Annotated in this window: 20 protein-coding genes, 1 tRNA gene and 1 pseudogene; 15 read left to right on the top strand and 7 right to left on the bottom strand. The window is 60.7% G+C overall.

The annotated features are described in order from the left end of the window. Window positions 1–35: 35 nt before the first annotated feature. Window positions 36–176, top strand: a pseudogene (locus DWF74_RS30720) (hypothetical protein); the annotation flags it as partial. Between the two features lie 24 nt (window positions 177–200). On the opposite strand, the gene uvrB reads toward DWF74_RS30720, so the two are convergent. Next, window positions 201–2,216 carry an excinuclease ABC subunit UvrB gene (gene uvrB / locus DWF74_RS26080; RefSeq protein ID WP_102863684.1) on the bottom strand — a complete coding sequence of 672 codons (2,016 nt, stop codon included), beginning with the start codon at window positions 2,214–2,216 and terminating at the stop codon, window positions 201–203. A 335-nt stretch (window positions 2,217–2,551) separates the two neighbouring features. Between uvrB and DWF74_RS26075 the strand changes: the two genes are divergently transcribed. Both DWF74_RS26075 and DWF74_RS26070 read left to right on the top strand, forming a co-directional pair. Then, window positions 2,552–3,748 carry an amino acid aminotransferase gene (locus DWF74_RS26075; RefSeq protein ID WP_102863685.1) on the top strand — a complete coding sequence of 399 codons (1,197 nt, stop codon included), beginning with the start codon at window positions 2,552–2,554 and terminating at the stop codon, window positions 3,746–3,748. 130 nt (window positions 3,749–3,878) lie between these two features. Beyond that, window positions 3,879–4,076: a hypothetical protein gene (locus DWF74_RS26070; protein ID WP_102863687.1), complete on the top strand. Its 198-nt coding sequence runs from the start codon at window positions 3,879–3,881 to the stop codon at window positions 4,074–4,076. Between the two features lie 6 nt (window positions 4,077–4,082). On the opposite strand, the gene DWF74_RS26065 is transcribed toward DWF74_RS26070, so the two are convergent. Next, a complete protein-coding gene (locus tag DWF74_RS26065) occupies window positions 4,083–4,316 on the bottom strand; it encodes a hypothetical protein (RefSeq protein ID WP_102863689.1) in 234 nt (77 codons plus the stop codon). Between the two features lie 270 nt (window positions 4,317–4,586). Here DWF74_RS26065 and DWF74_RS26060 point away from each other — a divergent pair. From DWF74_RS26060 to DWF74_RS26050, 4 genes are all read left to right on the top strand, one after another. Next, window positions 4,587–4,662, top strand: a tRNA-Asn gene (locus DWF74_RS26060). Beyond that, on the top strand, window positions 4,654–5,016 hold the full coding sequence (locus DWF74_RS30505) for a hypothetical protein (RefSeq protein WP_162884124.1): 363 nt from the start codon (window positions 4,654–4,656) through the stop codon (window positions 5,014–5,016). The genes DWF74_RS26060 and DWF74_RS30505 overlap by 9 nt, the downstream gene beginning before the upstream one ends. Before the next feature lie 245 nt (window positions 5,017–5,261). After that, complete coding sequence (locus DWF74_RS26055; RefSeq protein WP_115582489.1) at window positions 5,262–6,419, top strand: MFS transporter; 1,158 nt, start codon at window positions 5,262–5,264, stop codon at window positions 6,417–6,419. A gap of 94 nt (window positions 6,420–6,513) precedes the next feature. Further along, window positions 6,514–7,095 carry an SH3 domain-containing protein gene (locus DWF74_RS26050; RefSeq protein ID WP_115581978.1) on the top strand — a complete coding sequence of 194 codons (582 nt, stop codon included), beginning with the start codon at window positions 6,514–6,516 and terminating at the stop codon, window positions 7,093–7,095. Between the two features lie 62 nt (window positions 7,096–7,157). Here the strand turns inward: DWF74_RS26050 and DWF74_RS26045 are convergent, their stop codons facing one another. The 5 genes from DWF74_RS26045 to DWF74_RS26025 form a co-directional block, all read right to left on the bottom strand. Next, window positions 7,158–8,699: a nucleobase:cation symporter-2 family protein gene (locus tag DWF74_RS26045; RefSeq protein ID WP_102863693.1), complete on the bottom strand. Its 1,542-nt coding sequence runs from the start codon at window positions 8,697–8,699 to the stop codon at window positions 7,158–7,160. A 319-nt stretch (window positions 8,700–9,018) separates the two neighbouring features. Next, the gene (locus DWF74_RS26040) at window positions 9,019–9,840 is read right to left on the bottom strand and encodes a hypothetical protein (protein WP_102863695.1); all 822 of its coding nucleotides are present in this window, start codon (window positions 9,838–9,840) and stop codon (window positions 9,019–9,021) included. A gap of 117 nt (window positions 9,841–9,957) precedes the next feature. Continuing rightward, a complete protein-coding gene (locus tag DWF74_RS26035) occupies window positions 9,958–10,782 on the bottom strand; it encodes an arylamine N-acetyltransferase family protein (RefSeq protein WP_115581977.1) in 825 nt (274 codons plus the stop codon). Between the two features lie 372 nt (window positions 10,783–11,154). After that, on the bottom strand, window positions 11,155–12,726 hold the full coding sequence (locus DWF74_RS26030) for a sensor domain-containing diguanylate cyclase (protein ID WP_102863697.1): 1,572 nt from the start codon (window positions 12,724–12,726) through the stop codon (window positions 11,155–11,157). 184 nt (window positions 12,727–12,910) lie between these two features. Then, on the bottom strand, window positions 12,911–13,771 hold the full coding sequence (locus DWF74_RS26025) for a LysR family transcriptional regulator (RefSeq protein WP_115581976.1): 861 nt from the start codon (window positions 13,769–13,771) through the stop codon (window positions 12,911–12,913). Window positions 13,772–13,870: 99 nt separating this feature from the next. On the opposite strand from DWF74_RS26025, the gene DWF74_RS26020 reads away from it, so the two are divergent. The 8 genes from DWF74_RS26020 to DWF74_RS25985 all read left to right on the top strand — a co-directional run bounded on the left by DWF74_RS26020 (window position 13,871) and on the right by DWF74_RS25985 (window position 23,062). Beyond that, window positions 13,871–14,521 carry an FMN-dependent NADH-azoreductase gene (locus DWF74_RS26020; protein WP_115581975.1) on the top strand — a complete coding sequence of 217 codons (651 nt, stop codon included), beginning with the start codon at window positions 13,871–13,873 and terminating at the stop codon, window positions 14,519–14,521. A gap of 278 nt (window positions 14,522–14,799) precedes the next feature. Then, entirely contained in the window at window positions 14,800–15,615 is an 816-nt protein-coding gene (locus DWF74_RS26015; protein ID WP_102864095.1) for an ABC transporter permease, read from the top strand. Continuing rightward, window positions 15,605–16,879: an ABC transporter ATP-binding protein gene (locus tag DWF74_RS26010; RefSeq protein WP_102863700.1), complete on the top strand. Its 1,275-nt coding sequence runs from the start codon at window positions 15,605–15,607 to the stop codon at window positions 16,877–16,879. The genes DWF74_RS26015 and DWF74_RS26010 overlap by 11 nt, the downstream gene beginning before the upstream one ends. Continuing rightward, window positions 16,876–18,252, top strand: coding sequence for a polysaccharide pyruvyl transferase family protein (locus DWF74_RS26005; protein WP_115581974.1), 1,377 nt, complete (start codon window positions 16,876–16,878; stop codon window positions 18,250–18,252). The genes DWF74_RS26010 and DWF74_RS26005 overlap by 4 nt, the downstream gene beginning before the upstream one ends. Window positions 18,253–18,257: 5 nt before the next feature. Beyond that, entirely contained in the window at window positions 18,258–18,950 is a 693-nt protein-coding gene (locus DWF74_RS26000; protein WP_102863702.1) for a 2OG-Fe(II) oxygenase family protein, read from the top strand. A 158-nt stretch (window positions 18,951–19,108) separates the two neighbouring features. Then, window positions 19,109–21,082, top strand: a complete 1,974-nt coding sequence (locus DWF74_RS25995; protein ID WP_240321963.1) for a glycosyltransferase — start codon at window positions 19,109–19,111, stop codon at window positions 21,080–21,082. Beyond that, window positions 21,079–22,179, top strand: a complete 1,101-nt coding sequence (locus DWF74_RS25990) for a hypothetical protein (protein ID WP_115581972.1) — start codon at window positions 21,079–21,081, stop codon at window positions 22,177–22,179. The genes DWF74_RS25995 and DWF74_RS25990 overlap by 4 nt, the downstream gene beginning before the upstream one ends. After that, window positions 22,163–23,062, top strand: a complete 900-nt coding sequence (locus DWF74_RS25985; protein ID WP_102863705.1) for a glycosyltransferase family 2 protein — start codon at window positions 22,163–22,165, stop codon at window positions 23,060–23,062. The genes DWF74_RS25990 and DWF74_RS25985 overlap by 17 nt, the downstream gene beginning before the upstream one ends. The last annotated feature ends 6 nt before the right edge of the window (window positions 23,063–23,068 follow it).

Below are 23,068 nucleotides of genomic sequence, written 5' to 3'. Positions count from 1 at the left end.
GTGATTTTTCTTACACTTTTTGATTGCGGCCGCGCGCCCTGGGATTTGACCTGTTCGGGATGGCGAGCCTCTTTTTCGGAGTGCTCAACCCGGACTTCGCCGGGCCGCAGCGCAATCAGATCCAGATCATTCGCACCCTGGGGCAGCCGCGGATCATGATCACCATCTCGCTGATCCCACGGTTTAGGGATCGAACGCCGTTAGACGGTCAGCAAGCGCTCGCGCAGCTTGGTGATTTCGTCGCGCATCTGCGCCGCCGCCTCGAACTCCAGGTCCCGGGCCAGTTGGTACATTTTTTCTTCGAGCTGGCGAATGCGCTTGGTGATTTCGCTGGGCGAACGCAGTTCGTTTTCGTAGCGGGCGCTTTCTTCGGCGGCCTTGGCCATGCCCTTGCGCTTCTTGCTGCGCGAGCCCGGCACGGTGGCGCCTTCCATGATGTCGGCGACATCCTTGAACACCCCTTTGGGGGTGATGCCGTTGGCCAGGTTGAAGGCAATCTGCTTGTCACGCCGCCGTTCGGTCTCGCCAATCGCCCGCTCCATGGAACCGGTGATGCGGTCGGCATAGAGAATCGCCCGGCCATTGAGATTGCGCGCGGCGCGACCGATGGTCTGGATCAGCGAACGCTCGGAACGCAGGAAGCCTTCCTTGTCGGCATCGAGAATCGCCACCAGCGACACTTCCGGCATGTCCAGGCCTTCACGCAGCAGGTTGATCCCCACCAGCACATCGAAGGTACCCAGGCGCAGGTCGCGAATGATTTCCACACGCTCCACGGTGTCGATGTCCGAGTGCAGATAACGCACGCGCACGCCGTGGTCGGCCAGGTAGTCGGTCAAGTCCTCGGCCATGCGCTTGGTCAGGGTGGTGACCAGCACTCGTTCTTCCACCGCCACGCGCTTGGTGATTTCCGACAACAGGTCATCCACCTGGGTCAGGGCCGGGCGTACTTCCACCTGAGGGTCCACCAGGCCGGTGGGACGCACCACCTGCTCCACAATGCGCCCGGCGTGCTCGGCTTCATAGTTGCCCGGGGTAGCAGAGACGAAGATGGTCTGCGGGCTGACACCTTCCCACTCGTCGAAACGCATCGGCCGGTTGTCCAGCGCCGATGGCAGGCGAAAACCATATTCCACCAGAGTCTCCTTGCGCGAACGGTCGCCCTTATACATGGCGCCCACCTGAGGCACGCTGACGTGGGATTCGTCGATCACCAACAGCGCATCCGCCGGCAGGTAGTCGTACAAGGTGGGTGGCGCGGCGCCGGCGGGACGGCCGGAGAGGTAGCGCGAGTAGTTCTCGATGCCGTTGCAATAGCCCAGCTCGAGGATCATCTCCAGATCGAAACGGGTGCGTTGTTCCAGACGCTGGGCTTCCACCAGTTTGTTGTTGGAGCGCAGGTATTCCAGGCGCTCCTGCAGTTCCACCTTGATCCCCTCGATAGCGTCCAGCAGGGTTTCCCGTGGGGTCACGTAGTGGCTCTTGGGGTAGAAGGTGAAACGCGGCAGCTTGCGGATCACTTCACCGGTCAACGGGTCGAAAGCGCTGATGCTTTCCACTTCGTCGTCGAACAGCTCGATGCGGATCGCTTCCAGGTCGGATTCCGCCGGATAAATGTCGATCACGTCGCCACGCACACGGAAGGTGGCACGAGCGAAGTCCATATCGTTGCGGGTGTATTGCAGGTCCGCCAGGCGCCGCAGCAAGGCACGCTGGTCGAGCTTGTCGCCGCGGTCCACGTGCAGAACCATTTTCAGGTAGGTTTCCGGGCTGCCCAAACCATAGATGCAGGACACCGTAGTCACGATGATCGCGTCCTTGCGCTCCAGCAGCGCCTTGGTCGCCGAAAGGCGCATCTGCTCGATATGGTCGTTGATCGAGGCATCCTTCTCGATAAAGGTATCCGAGGAAGGCACATAGGCTTCGGGCTGGTAGTAGTCGTAATAGGAAACGAAGTACTCCACCGCATTGTTCGGGAAGAAGGCCTTGAATTCGCCGTACAACTGGGCTGCCAGGGTCTTGTTCGGCGCCAGTACCAGGGTCGGGCGCTGCACCTGAGCGATGACGTTGGCGATGCTGAAGGTCTTGCCCGAGCCGGTCACGCCGAGCAGGGTCTGGTGGGCCAGTCCGGCCTCGATGCCTTCGACCAGCAGGCGGATGGCTTCCGGCTGGTCGCCGGCGGGCTGGAAGCGAGTGACTAGCTGGAATTCGGACATATCTACCTCTGGGATCATTCATGCGCGGCCATACCGTACAGGAACGAGAAACACCGCGTACGACCCATGTCGCCGAGGAAAAAACCGGAATGAGCTGGATGTGGAGGCAGATACCACGGCTTTCAAGGTAAAGGTCTTACACCCGTTAACACCCGGAAGGTTGCAATAAGACTAACGGTCGAAAAATAAAGCGAAAAACTTGTCGCAAAAGGTCAATCGGCTGTCGCCCCCCGCGATGATGGCCTCTATACTAGCTCCCCGTTTGTGCACCGCTCTAGTGCATTCGGCTGGAGCGCGACACGTCCCTCCACACTCCATTCAGAGCCGCCGTAAAAATGAGCCTGTTCTCCGCTGTCGAAATGGCACCACGCGATCCAATCCTGGGCCTCAACGAAGCATTCAACGCCGACACCCGAACCAACAAGGTCAACCTTGGGGTGGGCGTGTACTGCAACGAGGAGGGACGCATTCCACTCCTGCGCGCCGTTGTCGAAGCCGAGACAATTCGCGCCGCTCAACACGCTTCCCGTGGTTACCTGCCGATCGACGGCATTGCCGCCTATGACCAAGCGGTACAGAAACTGCTGTTCGGCAACGACTCGCCCCTGCTGGCCGCTGGCCGCGTGGTCACCACCCAGGCCGTTGGCGGTACTGGTGCACTGAAGATCGGCGCCGACTTCCTCAAGCAACTGCTGCCCAACGCTGTAGTCGCCATCAGTGATCCAAGCTGGGAAAACCACCGCGCACTGTTCGAAACCGCTGGTTTTCCGGTGCGGAACTACCGCTACTACGACGCCGCCACCCACGACGTAAACCGCGCCGGCCTGCTGGAAGACCTCAACGCCCTGCCGGCCCAATCGATCGTGGTGCTGCATGCCTGCTGCCACAACCCGACCGGTGTCGACCTGACTCCGCAGGACTGGAAAAACGTCCTGGAAGTGGTCAAGGCGAAAAACCTCGTGCCATTCCTCGACATGGCCTACCAGGGCTTTGGCGACGGCATCGACGAAGACGCCGCGGCCGTGCGCCTGTTCGCCGAGTCGGGCCTGACCTTCTTCGTGTCCAGCTCGTTCTCCAAGTCGTTCTCGCTGTACGGCGAGCGCGTTGGCGCTCTGTCCATCGTCAGCAGCTCGAAGGAAGAAAGCGCTCGCGTGCTGTCCCAGGTCAAGCGCGTGATCCGCACCAACTACTCCAACCCGCCAACCCATGGCGCAACCATCGTTGCCGCGGTGCTGAACAATCCGGAACTGCGCGCCCAGTGGGAGCAGGAACTGGCGGAAATGCGCCTGCGCATTCGCGGCATGCGCACCCAGATGGTCGACTTGCTGGCCAAAGGCGCCCCTGAGCACGACTTCAGTTTTGTCGGCCGCCAGTGCGGCATGTTCTCCTACTCCGGCCTGACCGTTGAGCAAGTGACCCGCCTGCGCAACGAGTTCGGCATCTACGCCCTGGACACCGGCCGCATCTGCGTGGCCGCACTGAACCAGAACAACATCGACGTGGTGACCAAGGCCATCCTCCAGGTGATCTGATTCACGGCCGTCGCGCAAAAAGGGGAAGCCATGGTGCTTCCCCTTTTTTGTGCGCGCTCAGCTAATAACCAGTCCAGCCCCTGCATCCTCTAGACTGAGGCCACGCCTCCCTTGCCGATCGAGAATCCAGATGAAAGACGATGACCTGCGGGCCGACCGCGACGAACTGGAGCACTACTTGCCCCGCTCGCAGAAACGCGAAAAGAGCCTGGTACTGCAAATCGCCCTCGGCGTGTTCCTCGGTGGTCTGGCCCTGTGGCTGGTGCAACTGGCAGCCACATCGCTGATGGCCAAGCTGATGCTGGGCACCCTGACCTTCGGCGGCTGAACCGACTCAACCCGCCAGTTCACGCATTCGCTGACTGGCGGCATCATCAAAGGCCACGTACAACGCCTCAGCGACCTGGCTCTTGATGGCCTTGGCACTCTCCAGCCCCAGGACAAAACCTTCGGCCTTGCCCGCCGCGCGGTTCAGATCCGCCGCTGCCGCTGCCTGGGTAATGGCATCCCACAACTTGTCGGCCTGAGGCCCGACTCCCTTGGGCAGGTTGATCTGCTCGATGCTCATGACAGCACCTCGCATCGCGATGCAAAAAAATGAGTGGGAACCTGGGATAAATCGAAGCGCATCATAAAAACGTACCTTTGCGGCTTGAGGCCGGCAGCGCGTGAAACCACTTCCGGGGAGCCATGGTAGCCCCTATCGGATCACGTACAGGCCCGCTAGCTGATAAAACCCTTGAAGTAATGTCAGCAGATCATTCAGAACCTCGCCGCACTGAAAAAAACATTCACAGCTTGTTGACTTCCCTTTCTGAATCAGTAAGATACGGCGCATTCCGCGATAGCTCAGTTGGTAGAGCAAGTGACTGTTAATCACTGGGTCCCTGGTTCGAGTCCAGGTCGTGGAGCCATATTCCTACTCTGATTTGCCTCAAACCCAACAAGAGCGCCCTGCTCTTTTGGCAAATCAGCAGAAAAAAACCACTATCAGTTTCATGATCCGCATGTCAGCCAGACATGCGGATAAAGTGCTTTGCGAGCCGAATGGCTCAGACAAAGGTCTGGTTGCCTTGCCGCAATGGCCTGACGTAGGCTGTGCGCCTATTTTTCCGGCCAGTCAGACAACGATGTTCCTGCCAGCACAGTCCCCGTGCCTCTCCCCCTCGATGAGCCCTTCGGCAACCCTGGCCGTTGCCCAGCATGATTGCGCGATCAACCGTCGCCGCCGCAGCGTCCTGTTCGCCTTCACCTTCTCCCCGCACTAAGGCAGTCGCTAACCGCGATTGAGCCTGGCACCGCCCCGCCACCTTTGGCGCCGATGCAGAGGCTGGCTCGCCAGCGAAGACGTCTCGAAGTGCGCCGCACCATTCAATGACCGCTTCGCCAGCAGCCGGCCCCTACGCCGAGGGCACAGGCCCGGCTCTCGCCCGTATCTCGGCGGATGCTGTCACGCGGCGTCCGCAACATCTCCATTTTTCAGCGCCTGACGCTTCAGGCGCGAGTCTTGATCATGAACAAAGCCTTGTTAGCTGCCTTGATCCTGGGCATTTCCATTGTCGGCCTGAGCGTCGGCTCCACAGTGCCGATCCTTGCCCTGCGCCTGTACCAGGCCGGCGCGTCGAACAATCAGATTGGCATCATGTCAGCCCTGCCTGCGGCGGGCATGATGCTTTCGGCCTTCCTGGTCAACGCCTTGTGCCAGCGCCTGACCCGGCGCCAGATCTATCTGCTGTGTTTCAGCCTCTGCGCCCTGAGCGTGGCAGCCCTGGAACTGCCGGGCACCAACCTCTTCAGCCTGGGATTGGCCCGGGTCGCCATGGGGCTTGGGGCCGGGCTGATCATCATTCTCGGGGAAACCTGGGTCAATGAAATGGCCGAAGACGCCAGCCGTGGCCGCTTGGTGGCGGTCTACACCACCTGTTTCACCTTCTTCCAACTGCTGGGCCCTGGCCTGGTATCACTGCTGGGCACCGAGGGGCCGCTCGTACTCGCCATTGTCAGCCTCGGTTATGCCGTGGCGATCGCCGTGGTCTGGCTGACCCTGCCCCAGGAAGACTCCCCAAGTCCTCACGAGGAAAGCCGGACCTTCTCGGTGCTGGGCTTTATCCGCATCGCCCCGGCGTTGTGTGTGGGCATACTGTTCTTCGCCTTCTTCGACAGCGTCGTGCTGTCGCTGTTTCCGGTGTACGCGGCCACTCATGGCTACAGCATCAAACTGGCGGCACTGATGGTGACCATCATTCTCCTGGGAGATACGGCGTTCCAGTTCCCCCTGGGCTGGCTCTCGGACAAGCTGGGGCGCCCGGGGATCTACCTCGGCTGCGGCATCATCGCTCTGCTGATCGGCCTGTGCCTGCCACTGTTGATGCAATCCCCCGGTCTGCTCTGGCCGAGCCTGGTCATCCTCGGCGCGGCGGCGGGCGGCATCTACACCCTGGCGATCGTGCTGATCGGGCAATCCTTCAGCGGAGCGGATCTGGTGACCGCCAATGCCAGCGCCGGTCTGCTCTGGGGCATCGGCAGCCTGCTGGGACCACTGCTCAGTGGCGCCGCCATGAGCGGCGGCAGCTATGGTTTGCCCCTGACCCTGTCGGCGGCCGCCGCCGTGGTGGTGGTAATGGCTCTGTCCCTGGTGCGCCAGGGGCAGTTCAGCAAGGTCACGGAGTAAGTCACGCTGCTCAAAGGGCGGCCTGGAAACATTCACAGGCCGCCTCTTTGTCATTACCATCGCGCCATCCGAATCCCCTGATGAAAACTGTGCAATGAACCGACCTCTGTGCCTCCTGTCCCTGTGGGGGCTGTTGTCTCTGTTACCGCTACAGGCCCTGGCCGCCTCCACGGTGGATTGCGCCACCCTGAGCGACAACGCCTCTCTGGAAGCCGGCGAGTACCGCCCGCCCCTGGAAGCCAAGGTCATAGGCCAAGGACGGTTGCACTTTCACAGTGGGCCGAATGCCGCCTGCGTGAACCAGAAGCTCTATGTGATTCCGGGCGACGGCCTGACCGTGTACGCCTCCAGCGACGGCGGCTGGGCCCAAGTCATGTACATCGCCAAAAACGGTGAGGACTACAGTGGCTGGGTCGAGGAAAAACGCCTGCAACTGGGCGGTCACTACGGCGGCCCACAGCTGCCGGCCGAGGTCACGGCCTTTATCCAGCGTCACGAAGATTGCCAGCACTTTGCCGGCGAGGAGGCGTATGACGAGGAGCGTCGGGCCGAACTGGAGAAAGCCGTTAACGACGTCTGTATCGGCCATGATCGCCAGCTCGCAACCTTGCGCGGGCAGTACAAGGACAACCCCGAAGCCCTGCAAGCCCTGGAGCCCCTGGACAACCTCGAATAATGACTCACCCATAAAAAACGGCGCCTTCAGGGCGCCGTTTTTTAATGTCGCAATGATTGCACTCAGTGCGTGGTTTGCGCACTGCCTCGAGCATGGCTCGGTGCCGAGCCGTCCCCAAGCGGATTCGACGACTGTCCCGAAACCTCAGCTACCAGCGGCACTTCATTGCCTTCGGCATCGTGCAGCTTGCCACCGCTGAAGTAGTCCCCCTCACGCAGCACGGCAATGTCCTGGAAGCGCAGGCTGCGCTCGGTGCCAGCGACGAACACCGACTGCTGGTCCGAGTTGCCGGCGGTGAAATGGTTGAACGCCAGGTTCAGCAGGATCGCCATGATCGCCGACGAGCTGATGCCCGAGTGGAAGATCGTCGCAAACCAGCTGGGGAAGTGGTCGTAGAAACTCGGCGCAGCGATCGGGATCATGCCGAAGCCGATGGAGGTCGCAACGATGATCAGGTTCATGTTGTTGCGGTAGTCGACCTTGGACAGGGTACGAATGCCACTGGCCGCCACGGTGCCAAACAGCACGATACCGGCACCGCCCAATACCGAGGTGGGCACCGCCGCAATCACCCGCCCCATGAAGGGCAGCAGGCCGAGGACTACCAGAAACACGCCGCCGGTAGCCACTACAAAACGGCTCTTGATCCCGGTGACCGCCACCAGCCCGACGTTCTGGGCAAACGCACTCTGAGTGAAGGAACCGAAGATCGGCGCGATCATGCTCGACAGCATATCGGCACGCAGCCCATCCCCCAGGCGCTTGGAGTCGACCTTGGTGTGGATGATTTCACCCACCGCGAGGATGTCCGCCGAGGTTTCCACCAGGGTCACCATGACCACGATGCACATCGACAGGATCGCTGCGACATGGAAAGTCGGCATCCCGAAGTGGAACGGCGTGGGCAGGCCAAACATCGGCCCCTGAGTGACACCGGAAAAATCCGCCATGCCCAGGAACACCGCGATCACCGTACCGATGACCATGGCAAGGAGAATCGACAGCCGGGAAATCGCCGCGCTGCCGATCTTGCTCAGCAGCAGCACCAGCACCAGGGTGAGGGCCGCCAGACCGATGTTCGACATGCTGCCGAAATCCGCCGCCCGGCTATTGCCGCCCATCGCCCAGCGCGCCGCCACAGGCATCAGCGTCAAGCCGATGGTGGTGATGACAATGCCGGTGACCAGCGGGGGAAAGAACTTGGTAATGCGAGAGAACACCGGCGTAATCAGCAGACCGATCAGCGAAGCTGCAATCACCGCCCCCAGAATTGACTGGAAGCCGCCCTCGCCGCTGCTGGTGACAATCGCCACCATGGTCGATACGCCCGCAAAGGACACCCCTTGAACCAACGGCAGCTTGCAGCCGAAAAACGGCACGCCGAGCGTTTGCAGCAAGGTTGCCAGCCCCCCTGCAAACAACGAAGCGGCGATCAGCAGGCCGATCTCCGCTGGCGACAGACCGGCCGCCTGGCCGACGATCAGTGGCACCGCAACGATACCGCCATACATGGTCAGAACGTGTTGCAGGCCATAAGCCATATTCGCGGCAATACCCAAATTTTCATCTTCGGGACGTTGCTGTGAAACCTGGGGCGTATTCATGGTGTGGGGTTCCCTGTTTTTGTTATGCGCACACTGTATGCAACAACAAAGACAACTGTCCATAGGATTGTATACAGTTTATCGGTCAATCTTCGGGCACTTCCCCCTGCTGATTCACCGATAAAAAGCCCCGCTCAGGTCGTACGGATCACCCTTTTCCAGCCTGAATGGCCGCCCCAGAGCCACCGCCCCACATCGGGCCGGCAGGACCTGTGCAGCCAGCCGACATCCTCTTCCCCAACTCCACCCGCTGAAACACAACGCAAAAAAAGGCCGATCCATTGGCTGGATCGACCCTCGCCGCACACAAAAAGACCAATCAGTTGGACGGTACGCGGATCTTGTACACATTGGGTGCGACACGAATCCACTGATCGCTGACCAGCGGATAGACCCGGGTCCGCGCCGACAAACGCAACAGCTGCGAGTTGATGTTGGCCAGGGTCTTCACGTTGCCGTCACGCTGATAGCTGAGCATGTTGTCGCGCACATTGATGATGGTGTTCCAGGTGTCCTTGTTATTGATGATGTACTGGGCATTGGTTTCGAATTGCTCACCCGGATCATCATTGCGACCGTTCGGACCGAGAAACAGGTTCCAGGGCATCCAGGTGTAGAAGCCATGAAAGGTGTCCCAACCCAGGGGCCGTGGCGGCACGCCCGCATTGGCCCGCACCACGCCCCGACCGATCTCCTCGAGCAACGTCTTGGCCTGGTCATAATCCGCCGCCACCGGCGCAGTGACGTTGACTCGATTGTCCTGGCCATAGCTGAGGAAACGTGCGCCAAAGCCGTCCCAGAAACCCTTCAGCTCCTTCAAGTGCCCACGCTGCACCACGGACATGTAGAAATCCCGCAATTGGTTGTAGGCAATGATGTGGTGTCGACTCACCGGCACCGTGAACGCCGGCCCGACTCCGGACGTCTTGAGATCGGCACTGTAGTTGTCGGACGGTGGATAGGGCGACCCGGCCCGCGCGTCCATGCTCAGGTTGTAGTTGCCGTCGGGGTTGGGGACCGCGAAGCTGCTGGTGGAACACAGGCTGACCACTGCCAGCAGCGCAGCGAACAGCCCCTGCTTGAAACGCCTCAGCGGTGTTGCGGTACTGCCGGACACCGTGGATCGATGTATTTTCTGCATGATTCTCTCCATAGAAAATTGCCGGTTTGCCGGTGGATTCTATGGAGCGCCAGCTTGGGATTTTAATCGGGAAGTGCTTCCGTATTCGGCTCCCGCTCCCGGTACGACAGGTGGTGATCAGGTCTCCAGCAAGCGCTCGAGCACTCGCGACAGCTCGGGATGCTCCGGCAGACGCAAGGCAAACTCGTCCCGCAACAACTGCATCAGCTCCCCCGCATTAGTGATCTGCCGCCGCTCGCTGGGCTGCCCCACGCGATGCAAAGCGTAGCTGCCGTTGTTCAGGGTTCGGCGCACCCCCGGCCCTATCAGCGCCACCTTCAACTGACCGAGGAAAGGCGAGTCACGGTGAGTCGAGACGTACCAGTTGCCCATTTCGTAGTCCACGTCGCCCTGTATCTGCAGATCAAAGACGTACAGGGCCCGCCACTCATCCATGACCTTGGCGCGCAGGGTGTAGCTACCGTCTCGCTCGGTAATGCGATAGGGCTCGTGGGGTGTTGCCTGCTCTGCTTCGGTATCGAGCAGCAAGGGCGCAGTGGGCACCATGCCGCCGAAGCCGACATCGGCGATGTAGCGCTGCCCGTCCAGGTGCAACAGCGTCAACCTGTGACTGCGCGCGGTGAGCGCATCCTCCGGCCCGCCCATGACCACCCGCCCGGTAATGCCACGCGCCTCATAGCCCAGATGCTGCAACAGCACCAGGAACGTCTGATTGAGTTCATAGCAATAGCCACCGCGCCCCTCTTGCAGAATCTTGCGTTCCACCGTGCCCAGGTCGATGGGCACCGGCAGGCGCAACAAGGTAGAAAGGCTTTCGAAGGCAAACTCGCAGACATGTCGCCATTGCAGTTCTCGCAGGGTTTCCAGGGTCGGCGGCGGCGCGCTGTGGTAACCCAGTCGGCGCAAATAGAGGTCAATGTTCATCAGGTGCGGCTGGCTCATGCACAAATCCTTGAAATGAGTGTCGCGCAGGGCTCCGGAGATGCTTGTGCCGATCCGCTTGTCCAGCGCCGGTCCCTGCCAGGTCAACGATAGGTATAAGCCAGAAACGGGGCATTCCAACAATCGATTCGGCTGATATTTTTTATCGCATTGGCCCGGGATTGGCTCTTGCCAAGAGCTGACGGTGATTCTGTAGTAACCACCGCCCCAGTGGCCTCGCCCAGGCGCGGCGAGCGTCCTGCCTGTGGCTCAAAAATCATTCGGCACGGGCCTTCTACCGAGCCCAGGGATATGACGCCGCAGGCACCACCACCTATGAGCTTGGTGGCAATACCTGCACCAATCAGATCTTCTGCAAAGCCTGACAATGACTCAACGGTCGGAGCGCTGCAGCAGATCCTCGGCGCTCTCCACCGCCAGGGCCATCACCCGATTGCGCCCCGTGGCCTTGGCCTGATATAGCGCTGCATCCGCCCGTTCTATGAAGACTTCGATGCTGTCGCGCCCCGTAGGGACGAAGGAGTAACAGCCCAGACTGATGGTCACGCGCCCCACTGGAGAACCGGAATGGCTGATGTTGCGCTCCATGACGCTCTGGCGAATCTGCTCGGCCATGGCCAGGGCACCGTGGATATCGGTATCGGGTAGCAGCACCGCGAACTCTTCCCCGCCATAACGCACGGCCAGGTCGGTCTTGCGATGACAACACCCTTTCAGGGCCTGGGCCACCTCTGCCAGACAATGATCGCCGGCCACATGGCCGTAGGTATCGTTGTAACGCTTGAAGTAATCGATGTCGGCGATGATCAGGCTCAGCGGCGTGCTCTGCCGCGCCCCGCGACCGAACTCGATCTCCAGGGAACGTTCGAACAGCCGCCGATTGCCCAAACCGGTCAGACTGTCATGGGTGGCAATCACCTCCAAAGCCTCCTGGGCCTTGCGCAGATCGGTTTCGATCCGCTCGTTGTTGCGCACCTGGCTCACAAACACCCAGCCGAACAGCCCCACTCCCAGCAGCACCAGGGCGACGATGGCCGTGGATTGATAGGCCGAGGCGTACCAGCCCTTGAGAATCGAGTCCTTGGAGTTGGCCGCCGCCACCACCAGCGGATACGCCTGCAACTGGCGATAGCCATACAAGCGCGTCACCCCATCCACGATCGAGGTGATCATGGCGTTGCCGGAGGTGGCCTCAGGCAGGTACTTGCTGAAAATCTCGCCACGGGACAAGGAGGCCCCCACCTGCCGCTCCTCGAATGGCCGCCGCGCGATCAGGGTGCCATCGGACAGGGCGAGAAACATCACGCCCTGCTCATCGATATTGAAGCTTTTGAAGAATTGATCGAAGTAAGCCAGCTTGATGCCGGCCATCAGCACGCCCTGAAAGTTCCCGTTCTGGTCATTGATCCGCCGCGAAATGGGAATGATCCACTCGCCGTTGGCGCGACTGCGAATCGCCGGACTGATATGGGCCTGCAGCGAAGCGTTCTGCTGGTGGAACCTGAAGTAGTCACGATCTGCCACGTCCTTGCCATGAGGCGAATCGTTAAAGGAACTGACCACCCACTGGCCTTGCTTGTCATAGAGAAACACTCCGCTGAGTTGCACCAGGGCCTGTACCCGCCGAGCAAAGATCTGTTGCAGACGCAGCCGCTGCACGGGCCCCTCGCCGATGGCCTGGATCCACTCGGAAAGGCTCATCAGCACCAGGTCGGCCTCCATGAAGGTGTCCTCCGCCTGCTGGGCAATAGCCCGAGTCAGGTTAGTGGAGTTGACCTCTGCCTGCGCCAGGTCATGGCGCCAGGACTGCTCTAGCTGGAGGTAGAGCAAACCGCACAGGCACAGGAACACCGTGGCGATAAAGGCCACCGCGGCCTTGAGCAGCGGCAAGCGTTTCAAGGTGCCACCCGGGGCGTGTTGAGCGTCGTAAATGGGGACAGGCAAAAGGGGCGTCCTGACGGGAAAAGCCTGAACTACGCGGCAGATCCCTGGTTGTTTTCGAGACCGGTTCACTGACCAGTATCCTGTAAAACATCGGCTCCATGGCGTTCAAACACAGGCCAGGGGCCGCTCGCAACCGCATCCGATCTAGCCCCTTGCAGGGGTTATCGGCCGCAGAGGACGATGCCTAAAGCGCGGATCGTCGGCTGGAACAATATTCGACGATGACCTGAGTCAGTGCCGCCACAACGGCCGGGTCCGCGTCGGACGCAGTAAACAGCCGGAACTGGGCCTGAGGCAACTCCGGCAAACCGTATTCCGCCCCCAGTGCACACAGCCCTGCTCCCAACTGACTGACCGCCATGGGCGCCACGGCGAAGCCCGACAGCACTGCGGCACGCAAGGCCCCATTGCTGCTGCAGAGCATGGCCGTACGCTGGGCGATGCCGGCTTTGGCCAACCGCCCCAGGGCCACCGCCCGATAAGGACAAGGCTCAGGAAACAGCGCCAGGGGCAAAGGCTCGGGCAAGGGTGACACTGATTGTGGCAGCCCGGCCCAGACCAGAGGTTCGGACCAGAGCAACTGGCCTGGCGCTGCTGTTTCGCACAAGGACCCCACCACCAGCTGCAAACTGCCCTGAGCCAGAAGATCCAGGAGGGTACCGGGGATGCTCACCTGCACATCGAGCTGGATACCCGGGAACTGCCCGGCAAAATCCAGTAGCGCGCGCAACAGGCGGGGCTCGGCAAAATCCTCCGCCAATCCAATCCCCACACGCCCATGGAACGGCACCCGGGTCAACTCGGTCCAGGCGTCGCGATTCAACGCCAGAATGGCTCGGGCGTAGGCCATCAGCCGCTCGCCATCGGCTGTCAGTTGCTGTGAGCGGGTGGTGCGTTGCAGCAGCGGCTTGCCGACCTGCTGTTCCAGGCGCCGCAGATGGCCGCTGACCGCCGACTGGGTCAAATGCAGTTTTTGTGCTGCACGACTGAACCCCTGTTCATCGACAACAGCGACAAAGGTACGAAGCAGCAAGGCATCGAACATATTTCATATCGCCATCAATAAGCCTTAGATCGACAATTTATATTTATAAATTAGCTATGTTGCAATAGCGGTCATCCCTATCCACCAAGAGATTCGTTCATGACCCGGCTCCTGCACATCCAATGCTCGCCTCGCTTACGTCGCTCCGCCTCCCTGGAAATCGCCCGCAGTTTTATCCAGCGCTATCAACAACAGGTTCCCGACACTCAAGTCAGCACCCTGGACCTTTGGAGCCTGGAACTGCCGGAGCTCGATCAGACAGCAATGGACGCCAAGTACGCCCGACTCGGTGGCCAGCCGTTGAACGCTAGCGAACAAAGCGCGTGGGACCGACTCCAGGAACTCGCCGCGCCCCTGCATCAGGCCGACCTGTTGGTGCTCTCCGTGCCGCTGTGGAATTTCAGCATTCCCTACAAGCTCAAGCATTTCATTGACCTGGTATCACACCAGGGAATCCTCTTCAGCTTCGACCCCGAGCACGGGCTGCAGGGCCTGTTGCGCAACAAGACAGCGGTGGTGAGCTACGCCCGCGGCCTGGATTTTTCAGCCCAGTCGAACACTCCGGCCCAAGCGTTCGATTTCCAGAAACCCTACATCGAGGCTTGGCTGAACTTCATCGGCATTGCCGACCAGCATTCGCTGGTGGTGGAGAAAACCATTCTCGGGCCTGACATCGACCAGGTCTCCCGGCAAGCGACCGCGCGCCAGGCACACGGCCTGGCCGAGCAACTGGCAGCCCGCCGTCCCTAATACTCGAAAAAAACCGGTGGAGCGACTGACAGTTTCCGCCGGTCTGCAACCTTCCACAGTTCCCCAGGCGAAACTCCCACCGCCTCGCCCCCTTTTATCAACAGGCCTGCACTGATCGGCACGAATCATCAAAAAGCTCACAAAAACGCCGTCGGCCCATGCATTTTTGGTCTATACACAACTCATAAAATTCTTCGATACAAACCACCGTCCCGCTCCTCAGTACTTTCAGGTCGTGCGTATGGCGGTGTTGGAAGTTGATCACCAAGGAGTGGATGTTGATTGGGGGTAACACGCTTAACCGTTTCATGTTCAGGCCCTGGCGCCATCGGGAACTGCTATTGGCGCTAATCGAGCGTGAAATCACAGGCCGCTATCGCGGATCGATCGCCGGCCTGCTCTGGTCCTTCCTCAACCCCCTGCTCATGCTGCTGGTATACACCTTCGTTTTCAGCGTGGTGTTCAAGGTGCGCTGGGACACCGGCAGCGACTCGAAAAGCCAATTCGCCTTGCTGGTATTCACCGGCATGATGGTCTTCAACCTGTTTTCAGAATGCATCAGCCGTGCCCCGGGCCTGATCCCGAGCAACGCCAACTACGTGAAGAAAGTCGTGTTCCCCCTGGACCTCCTGCCCGGCGTGATACTCGGGGCCGTGCTGTTCCATACCCTGGTGAGTTTCATCGTCTGGCTGATCTTTCATCTACTGGTCTTCGGCCTGCCACCGTTCACCACCTTGCTGTTTCCCCTGGTACTGCTGCCGCTGGTGCTGTTCACGCTTGGGCTGTCATGGTTCCTGGCGTCCCTGGGGGTCTACCTGCGGGACATCGGCCAGGTCATTGGAGTGCTAATGTCGGCCCTGATGCTGCTGTCCGCAGTGTTCTATCCCGTGAGCGCGCTGCCGACTGCCTATCAGCACTGGCTCTATCTGAATCCCCTGACCCTGGTCATCGAGTCATCCCGCGACGTGCTGATCTGGGGCGTCGTCCCCGATATCAGCCTATGGCTGGGCCAACTGGTGGGTGCCAGCGCTGTGGCTTTTCTCGGACACGCGTGGTTCGAGAAGACCCGCCAGGGGTTTGCCGATGTGCTCTGATCCTGTGATCAAGACCCAGGGCTTGGGCAAGTGCTATCAGATCTACGACCAGCCTCGGGATCGCTTGCTGCAATTGCTGCTGCCTCGCGGTAAACCGCGCTATCGCGAGTTCTGGGCACTGAAAGAGGTCTCCCTGGAGATTCGCAAAGGCGAAGCCCTGGGCATCATCGGGCGCAACGGCAGCGGCAAATCGACCTTGCTGCAACTGATTTGCGGCACCACGGGTGCCTCTTGCGGCAGCCTGACCCGCCACGGCCGGATCGCTGCCTTGCTGGAGCTGGGTTCGGGATTCAATCCGCAGTTCACCGGCCGCGAGAACGTCTACCTGAACGGTGCGGTGCTGGGGCTCAAGCGCGCGGAAATCGAAGCGCGCTTCGACGAAATCGCCGCGTTCGCCAATATCGGTGAGTTCATCGACCAGCCCACCAGGACCTATTCCAGCGGCATGCTGGTACGCCTGGCCTTTGCCGTCTCGGTATGCGTGGAGCCGGACATCCTGATTGTCGATGAAGCCCTGGCCGTGGGCGACGCTTCCTTTCAGTTCAAGTGCCTGGAGCGACTCGATCGCCTGACACGACAAGGCATGACCCTGCTGTTCGTGTCTCACGACATGAGCCTGATCAAGCGCTTCTGCAACCGCGCCCTGTATCTGCGTAACGGCGAAATCCGCGCCAGCGGCGCGCCGGAAGCGATGGCCGAGCTCTACCTGCTGGACATGCGCGACGAACAGCGGCGCTGGGCCAGCGCCGGAGCCATCCAGGTCACGGTCAAGACAGCGCTCAACCCGGAACACGGCATGGCTTTTGGCACCGATGAAGGACGCATCACTTCGGCGGTCTTCAGCAACACCGGAGCGCTGTACTCGAGCTTTGTCCATGGTGACAGCATCGAGATCGCCATCGACACGCTCGTCAGCGACGCCGTCAGCCGCCCCAACATCAGCCTGACCATCCAGGAGGCCAGGCTGCTGGTGATCAGCGGAGTCAATGCGTCCCTGCAAAGCGGCGCATCCGAGAATGGCTGGCGCCGCGCTTCGATCCGCCTGCAGTTCGCGGCCAACCTGGCTGCCGGGCGCTACCACATCACCCTCAAGCTGATGGATGGCGAGACCGAAGAAACCTCACAACTGATTGAAAAGCAGGTCGCCCTGCTGGCCTTCGACATTCTGCCGGGCAACAAGCATTTCCTGGGAATCGTTGATTTGCACATCAAGCCCGTCACCCGTGAAGGACAAACAACCAGGGCGACCGAGGAACACTCATGAAGGACAAGGAGTGGCAGGTAGCGATCTTCGGTACCTTTGACGTGGCCAACTACGGCGATCTGCTGTTTCCCCTGATCGCCGCCGCCGAGTTGCAGGCGCGCCTGGGCACTGTGCACCTGCATGCCTTCTCCTATAACACCCGCACGACGCCACAATGGCCCTACAACGTCACCTCGGTCAGCGAACTGCCCCGGCTGATCGAGACCCTGGACGGGGTACTGATTGGAGGCGGTTTCATCATCCGCTTCGACAAACAGGTGGCCCCGGGGTATTACCCGCCAGACCCGCAGATCCACCATCCCACGGGTTATTGGCTATCCCCCGCACTGATTGCCCTGCAGCATGACGTACCGCTGATCTGGAATGCCCCGGGCATGCACTGCAACAACGTACCGACCTGGGCAGTCCCTCTGGTCAAACTGGCCCTGGAGCTGAGCCCCCACGTGCAAGTACGGGACACCTTGTCTCAAGACACACTGTCGGCGCTGAGCGATGAGGCCCGAGTCGAGGTGCTGCCGGACACCGCATTCGGCCTGCCCAACCTGATCGACCTGCAGCAGCCCTCCGTGGAATACCGCCAACTCTGTGAACAGGCCGGACTGAACAGGCCCTACCTGGTGGTGCATGCGATTGCCGGCCTGGAGGGGTTCCTACAACTGTGGAAAACCCACAACCCGCTCTTTGCAAGGTGGCAGCTGCTGTTGCTGCCCATCGGCCCGGTACTGGGAGATCACGAATCGATTCTTGGCGACGACCTGCCAAGGGCCGTACGCCTGCCTACCTGGCCAGCACCGCTGCTGCTGGCCGAGATCCTCGGCCACGCCCAAGGCGTGATCGGCCACAGTTACCACCTGGCGATTACCGCCCTGGCCTTCGGTGTCCCCCTCTTCAGCTCGGCCCGCCTGGACCTGGGCAAGTACACCGCCCTGCGGGACTACGAGGGAATCCACCCCCTGCACGCTGTGCAAGAGATAGATCCCCAGTGGTTCCTGGAGCGCCTTGTACGGCGAGCCCCCTGCGCCCGACTGGTCGATGCCCGAGAGCAATTGCAGCGCCATTGGGATCGAGTGGCCGAACTCATCAGCCAGGGCCGCCGCCCCACCCGCCAGTCAATCGACCGACTCTGGCAAGCACTGCCTGGACTACTGGAAGAAACCCGCCTGGACTGGCGTGAGGAATGCCTGGAAAAACAGGCTGAGCTGGAGGCACTGCTTAAGCAAATGGAGCAACTGAAACAACAACAGCGCCAGCAACAGGAACTCATGGGACACGCCTGCGGCGAACTCGACCGGGTGTATCGCTCCAGCTCCTTTCGCATCACTGCGCCACTGCGTTCCCTTCGACGCCGTTTCAACCATCTACTGGGAAGATGAACAGGATGCTAGATCTGACGAGGCTCACCAAACAGCCACTGCACAATCAACCTTTCCGCTGGGGCCAGATCGATGGCCTGTACACAGCGCAAGACGCCGCGGCGTTGGCAGCGACCTACCCCCATGACGCCTTCAAGCGAGTGTATGGATATGGCGGAGAAAAAGACTATGAGTACCAGGCGCGACAATTGGTGGAAATGGGGACTGGGCGCATCGTCCACCCTGAAGGCCTGAGCCCCGCATGGCTGGCACTGGCGACAGAACTGAGCTCTGCGGCCTATCGCCTGGCGATGTCGACACTGACCGACCTGGACCTGCGCACAGCCCCCATGGAAATCAATGTATTCCACTACGGGCCGCAGGCCTGCCTGGGTCCTCATCCCGACCTCAGCGACAAGCTGGTGACCCATATCCTGTATTTCAACGAATCCTGGAACATCAAAGAGGGTGGCTGCCTGAACATCCTCGGCTCTGCAGATCCAACGGATGTGGTAGCGGTGATCCCACCCCTGGTCGGTAACTCTGCCGTCCTGGTGCGTGCCGAACATTCATGGCACGCCGTATCACAGGTAGTGGACAACTGCCGGACCTCACGCCGCAGCATGACCGTAACCTTCTACCGTCCCGGCTCTCTGAGTTCGATGTGGCCAGCCGCAGACCAGACTCCTCTGCATGACTATGAAGGGCCTCATGGCTAAAGCGCACGCAAACCTGATTGGCAACGTTATCGCCCCAAAGGAAACCGGGAATGCCACGGCCTGACCCCAAAGCACTACTCAGGCAACTGCGCAACACCTATCGGAGACTGCCACTGCCCAATCCTCTGCGCGTCCTATTGGGTCGAATCTATCGCCAAATGACATCAGTACGACGAGCCCTGCACCGCGACGTAATAGCCGACAGTCTGTTTCAACCTCCACTTTGCAACTTGCAGGAGCCGCTGGCGAATGCGCCCGACTACGTATTCTGGGGCGTCATCGACTGGGATTTTCGACACCAGCGCCCGCAACAGCTGGCCGAGCAGTTGAGCCTTGGCGGACGCCGTGTGTTCTACATCTCGGCCGCTCTGGAGGATGACCCTCGCGACGGTTTTACACTGCGCCCTCTTGATGAAACGGGGCGCCTGTTCGAAGTCCGGCTCTTTGCCCACACCGCACCGATCATTTACCACGCAGTACCGGATGAAACCTTGATCTGGCAGTTACGGCGCAGCATCGGTGAACTCCTGAGTTGGGCGAATTCGCCCCAGGTGGTATCGCTGATCCAGCACCCGTTCTGGGCTCCCGTGGCGGGAGTGCTGCCCAACAGTCGTGTGGTCTATGACTGCATGGATCACCATCAGGGATTTGGCAACAACGCCGCGCAGTTGCAACAACTGGAGTGCCGCCTGATCCGCGAAGCCGATGTGGTGCTGTTTGCCTCGGCATGGCTTGAACAACATTGGCACCCGCAAAGGCCAAGGACAGCTGCACAGCAGCGAGCGATTCTGCGCAACGCCGCCGACTTCGACTACTTCTCAACACCCACGGAACGCCGCTATCAAGATCCGCAAAAACGTCCCGTGATCGGCTACTACGGGGCATTAGCCCATTGGTTCGACGTAGACCTGGTGTCTGCCATAGCCAGCGCCTTTGCCCACTGCACCGTGCTGCTGATTGGCGCAGATACCGCAGGTATCGGCGCGCGCCTGCGGGGCCACGCCAATATCAAGCTCACGGGCGAGATTCCTTATGCGCAGCTGTCCGCCTACCTGCAGGCTTTCGACGTCTGCATCCTGCCGTTTCGCATCGAACCGCTAACCCTGGCCACCAACCCAGTCAAGGTCTACGAGTACCTGAGCGCCGGTAAACCGGTGGTGGCGGTGGATCTCCCTGAATTGCACGAATTCAAGCAACAGGTCGCCATCGCCGAGGACACGCCCGCGTTTATCAATGCCATCGCCCGGGCGTTGCAGGAACCTGGATGCAGCGCTGCTTCTCGCCAACGCCAGGCCTTCGCCGCGCAGCAAACCTGGCAACACCGGGTACAGGCCCTGATTAACCTGACAGAGAATGTTGCCTCTCAACCGCTGGTGAGCGTGATAGTGGTGACCTACAACAACTTGGCGTTCACTCGGGACTGCCTGGCGAGCCTGACTGCCGACTCCCTGAGCGAGCCACTGGAAATCATCGTCGTGGACAACGCCTCCACCGATGGCAGCGTCGAATTCCTCCAGCACTGGTCAGCGAACAGCGGACACTCGCTGATTCTCAACAACAGCAACCGGGGTTTTGCCGCCGCCAACAATCAGGGCCTGGCCCTGGCCAAGGGCGAGTTCCTGGCACTGCTTAACAATGACACCCAGGTCACCAGCGGCTGGGCACAAACCCTGCGCCGCCACCTGCAGCGCGACCCGGGGCTCGGCCTGATCGGACCGGTGACCAACAACATCGGCAATGAAGCGAAGATCGACATCCGCTATCAGGACTCACGGGAGATGGCCATCCGTGCCCGCCAATACACTTGGCGCCACGCCGGCCTGAGCGTGCCTTGCGCCACCCTCGGTTTCTTCGCGGTGATGATGTCCAGGTCAACCTATCAACGCCTAGGCCCCCTCGACGAAGCCTTCGGGCTGGGTTTTTTCGAGGACGACGATTACTGCCGCCGGGTCGAGCAAGCCGGCTTGTCCTGTGCCTTCGCCGAGGACGTGTTCATTCATCACCACCTGTCCGCCTCCTTCGAACTGATGCCCGGAAGCCAGCGCCAGCAACTGTTCAACCGCAACAAGGCTTTCTACGAAGCCAAATGGAACCGCCCATGGGTCCCGCACACCTCCAGGGAGGAGCCATGAAACTGGTCTATCTGTCGCCTGTCAGTTGGCACAGTTTCGCCCAACGGCCCCAGGAACTGGTTCGACAGTTCCACGCCAGCACCCGGGCTCCGGTGCTGTGGATCGAACCCTACCCCACTCGCCTCCCGGTGCCCCGCGACCTGCTGCAGCACTCCCCAGCCCCTCCCAGCGAACCGGTGCCCGACTGGTTGACCCTGATCCGTCCCCGAGCCCTGCCGATAGAGCCCTTGCCCGGTTCGGGGTGGTTGAATCGACTGTTCTGGGGGCGCCTGATGCAGCAGGTCAGGCACTTCGCTCAGGGACCGACCCAGCTAGGCATCGGCAAGCCCTCGCGACTGGCCCTGCAATTGCTGCGCGAGCCGCTCTTCGTCAGCAGTTTCTACGACGTGATGGACAACGTACCGGCTTTCTATAGCGGCTGGTCCCGGCGCGCCATGCAGCAACGCCAGCGCGAAACGGCCAGAGCCGTGACCACCGCCCTGACCTCCTGCTCGAACCTGCAGCACTATTGGTTGCAGCAGCAGGTCAATGCACGCCTGCTACTCAATGGCTGTGCCAGCGAACGGTTGCCCTCCCTGCCACTGTGCCGATCCACAGCACATGCCACGCGCCCCGTATTCGGCTACATCGGCACCCTCGCCAAGTGGTTCGACTGGGACTTCATCCTCGCCCTGGCCCAGGCCTTCCCGGAAGCCGAGGTGCGCTTGATAGGCCCGCAACACGGCACCTCACCTCCGGCCCTAGCCGCCAACATCCGCTGCTTACCGGCACTGTCGCACCCAGCCGCACTGGCGGCGATGAGCAAATTCGATGTCGGGCTGATTCCGTTCAAGAGAAACGACATCACCCGTTTTGTCGATCCGATCAAGTACTACGAATACCGGGCCCTGGGCCTGCCGGTGGTCAGCACCGACTTTGGCGAAATGAGTGTTCGCCGTCATACACCGGGAGTTTTTCTCAGCGATACCGCCACGGACATTCCCCAAGTGATGCGCCAAGCCCTGGCGTTCAGCGAGCCGCTGGCGAATACCCTGCAGTTCCGCGAGGCCAACTCTTGGACGAAACGTTTCGAGGTGGCCCATGCCGCAATCCTGTGACGTGGTGGTGGTCAACTACAACGCTGGCCTTCTGCTGGAAGAGTGTGTCGCCTCAGTGCTGGCACAGGGTGTCGGCAGACTGGTATTGGTGGACAACGCCTCCCACGACGACAGCCTGCAACGGGTGCTGACCCGCTACGGTGCCGACAAACGCCTGAGTATCCTGCGCAACCCGAGCAACACTGGCTTTGCCGCTGCCTGCAACCTCGGCGCCACACAGTGCACGCAGCCCCATATCCTGTTCCTGAACCCCGACACCGTGCTGCAACCCGGGGCGCTCCAAGGACTGATCGGCGCCTTGTGCCACTCCAAAGACCTGGGCATGGCAGGTGGCTTGCTGTGCAATTTCGACGGTAGCGAGCAGCCCGGTGGTCGCCGAGTCTTTCCGACCCCACGCCGAGCGGTGGTTCGCGCCCTCAACCTCTCGGGTCTGGCCTGGCTGTCACCCCGCTTGTTTTCCGACTTTCTCCTGCACCGCGAGCCCCTGCCGACCCGACCAACCAACGTCGAAGCCATTTCCGGCGCCTGCATGCTGGTCAAACGCGAAGCCCTGGACAGCGTCGGCGGCTGGGACGAAGGCTATTTCCTGCACTGCGAAGACCTGGACCTGTGCATGCGTTTTCGCCATGAGGGCTGGAAAGTCTGCTTCGTGCCCCAGGCAAAGATCTTTCACGCCTGGGGCGCCTGCAGCCGCTCACGCCCGTTGTTCGTCGAATGGCATAAACATCGAGGCATGATCCGCTTCTATGGCAAGTTCTTTCGTGATGATTATCCGAAGGTTCTTTCCTGGTGCATTTGCGCGGGGGTATGGCTGAGGTTCGGCGCAATGGTGGGGTACTACTCTGCGGTGCGGTTGAGGCAGATAGTCGGCGTAACTCGATGACTCACC

The organism is Pseudomonas protegens (assembly GCF_003363755.1).
In the GTDB taxonomy this organism is placed as follows: Bacteria; Pseudomonadota; Gammaproteobacteria; order Pseudomonadales; family Pseudomonadaceae; genus Aquipseudomonas; species Aquipseudomonas danubii.
The sequence above is the reverse complement of the archived record's forward strand: the minus strand, read 5'-3'. Positions and strand labels throughout refer to the sequence as shown.

What these genes read in the sequence shown, in the direction of transcription:
- uvrB (WP_102863684.1), bottom strand. Translation starts at nt 2,216, where the DNA reads ATGTCCGAATTCCAGCTAGTCACTCGCTTCCAGCCCGCCGGCGACCAG.
- DWF74_RS26075 (WP_102863685.1), top strand. Translation starts at nt 2,552, where the DNA reads ATGAGCCTGTTCTCCGCTGTCGAAATGGCACCACGCGATCCAATCCTG.
- DWF74_RS26070 (WP_102863687.1), top strand. Translation starts at nt 3,879, where the DNA reads ATGAAAGACGATGACCTGCGGGCCGACCGCGACGAACTGGAGCACTAC.
- DWF74_RS26065 (WP_102863689.1), bottom strand. Translation starts at nt 4,316, where the DNA reads ATGAGCATCGAGCAGATCAACCTGCCCAAGGGAGTCGGGCCTCAGGCC.
- DWF74_RS26055 (WP_115582489.1), top strand. Translation starts at nt 5,262, where the DNA reads ATGAACAAAGCCTTGTTAGCTGCCTTGATCCTGGGCATTTCCATTGTC.
- DWF74_RS26050 (WP_115581978.1), top strand. Translation starts at nt 6,514, where the DNA reads ATGAACCGACCTCTGTGCCTCCTGTCCCTGTGGGGGCTGTTGTCTCTG.
- DWF74_RS26045 (WP_102863693.1), bottom strand. Translation starts at nt 8,699, where the DNA reads ATGAATACGCCCCAGGTTTCACAGCAACGTCCCGAAGATGAAAATTTG.
- DWF74_RS26040 (WP_102863695.1), bottom strand. Translation starts at nt 9,840, where the DNA reads ATGCAGAAAATACATCGATCCACGGTGTCCGGCAGTACCGCAACACCG.
- DWF74_RS26035 (WP_115581977.1), bottom strand. Translation starts at nt 10,782, where the DNA reads ATGAGCCAGCCGCACCTGATGAACATTGACCTCTATTTGCGCCGACTG.
- DWF74_RS26025 (WP_115581976.1), bottom strand. Translation starts at nt 13,771, where the DNA reads ATGTTCGATGCCTTGCTGCTTCGTACCTTTGTCGCTGTTGTCGATGAA.
- DWF74_RS26020 (WP_115581975.1), top strand. Translation starts at nt 13,871, where the DNA reads ATGACCCGGCTCCTGCACATCCAATGCTCGCCTCGCTTACGTCGCTCC.
- DWF74_RS26010 (WP_102863700.1), top strand. Translation starts at nt 15,605, where the DNA reads ATGTGCTCTGATCCTGTGATCAAGACCCAGGGCTTGGGCAAGTGCTAT.
- DWF74_RS26005 (WP_115581974.1), top strand. Translation starts at nt 16,876, where the DNA reads ATGAAGGACAAGGAGTGGCAGGTAGCGATCTTCGGTACCTTTGACGTG.
- DWF74_RS26000 (WP_102863702.1), top strand. Translation starts at nt 18,258, where the DNA reads ATGCTAGATCTGACGAGGCTCACCAAACAGCCACTGCACAATCAACCT.
- DWF74_RS25995 (WP_240321963.1), top strand. Translation starts at nt 19,109, where the DNA reads ATGACATCAGTACGACGAGCCCTGCACCGCGACGTAATAGCCGACAGT.
- DWF74_RS25990 (WP_115581972.1), top strand. Translation starts at nt 21,079, where the DNA reads ATGAAACTGGTCTATCTGTCGCCTGTCAGTTGGCACAGTTTCGCCCAA.
- DWF74_RS25985 (WP_102863705.1), top strand. Translation starts at nt 22,163, where the DNA reads ATGCCGCAATCCTGTGACGTGGTGGTGGTCAACTACAACGCTGGCCTT.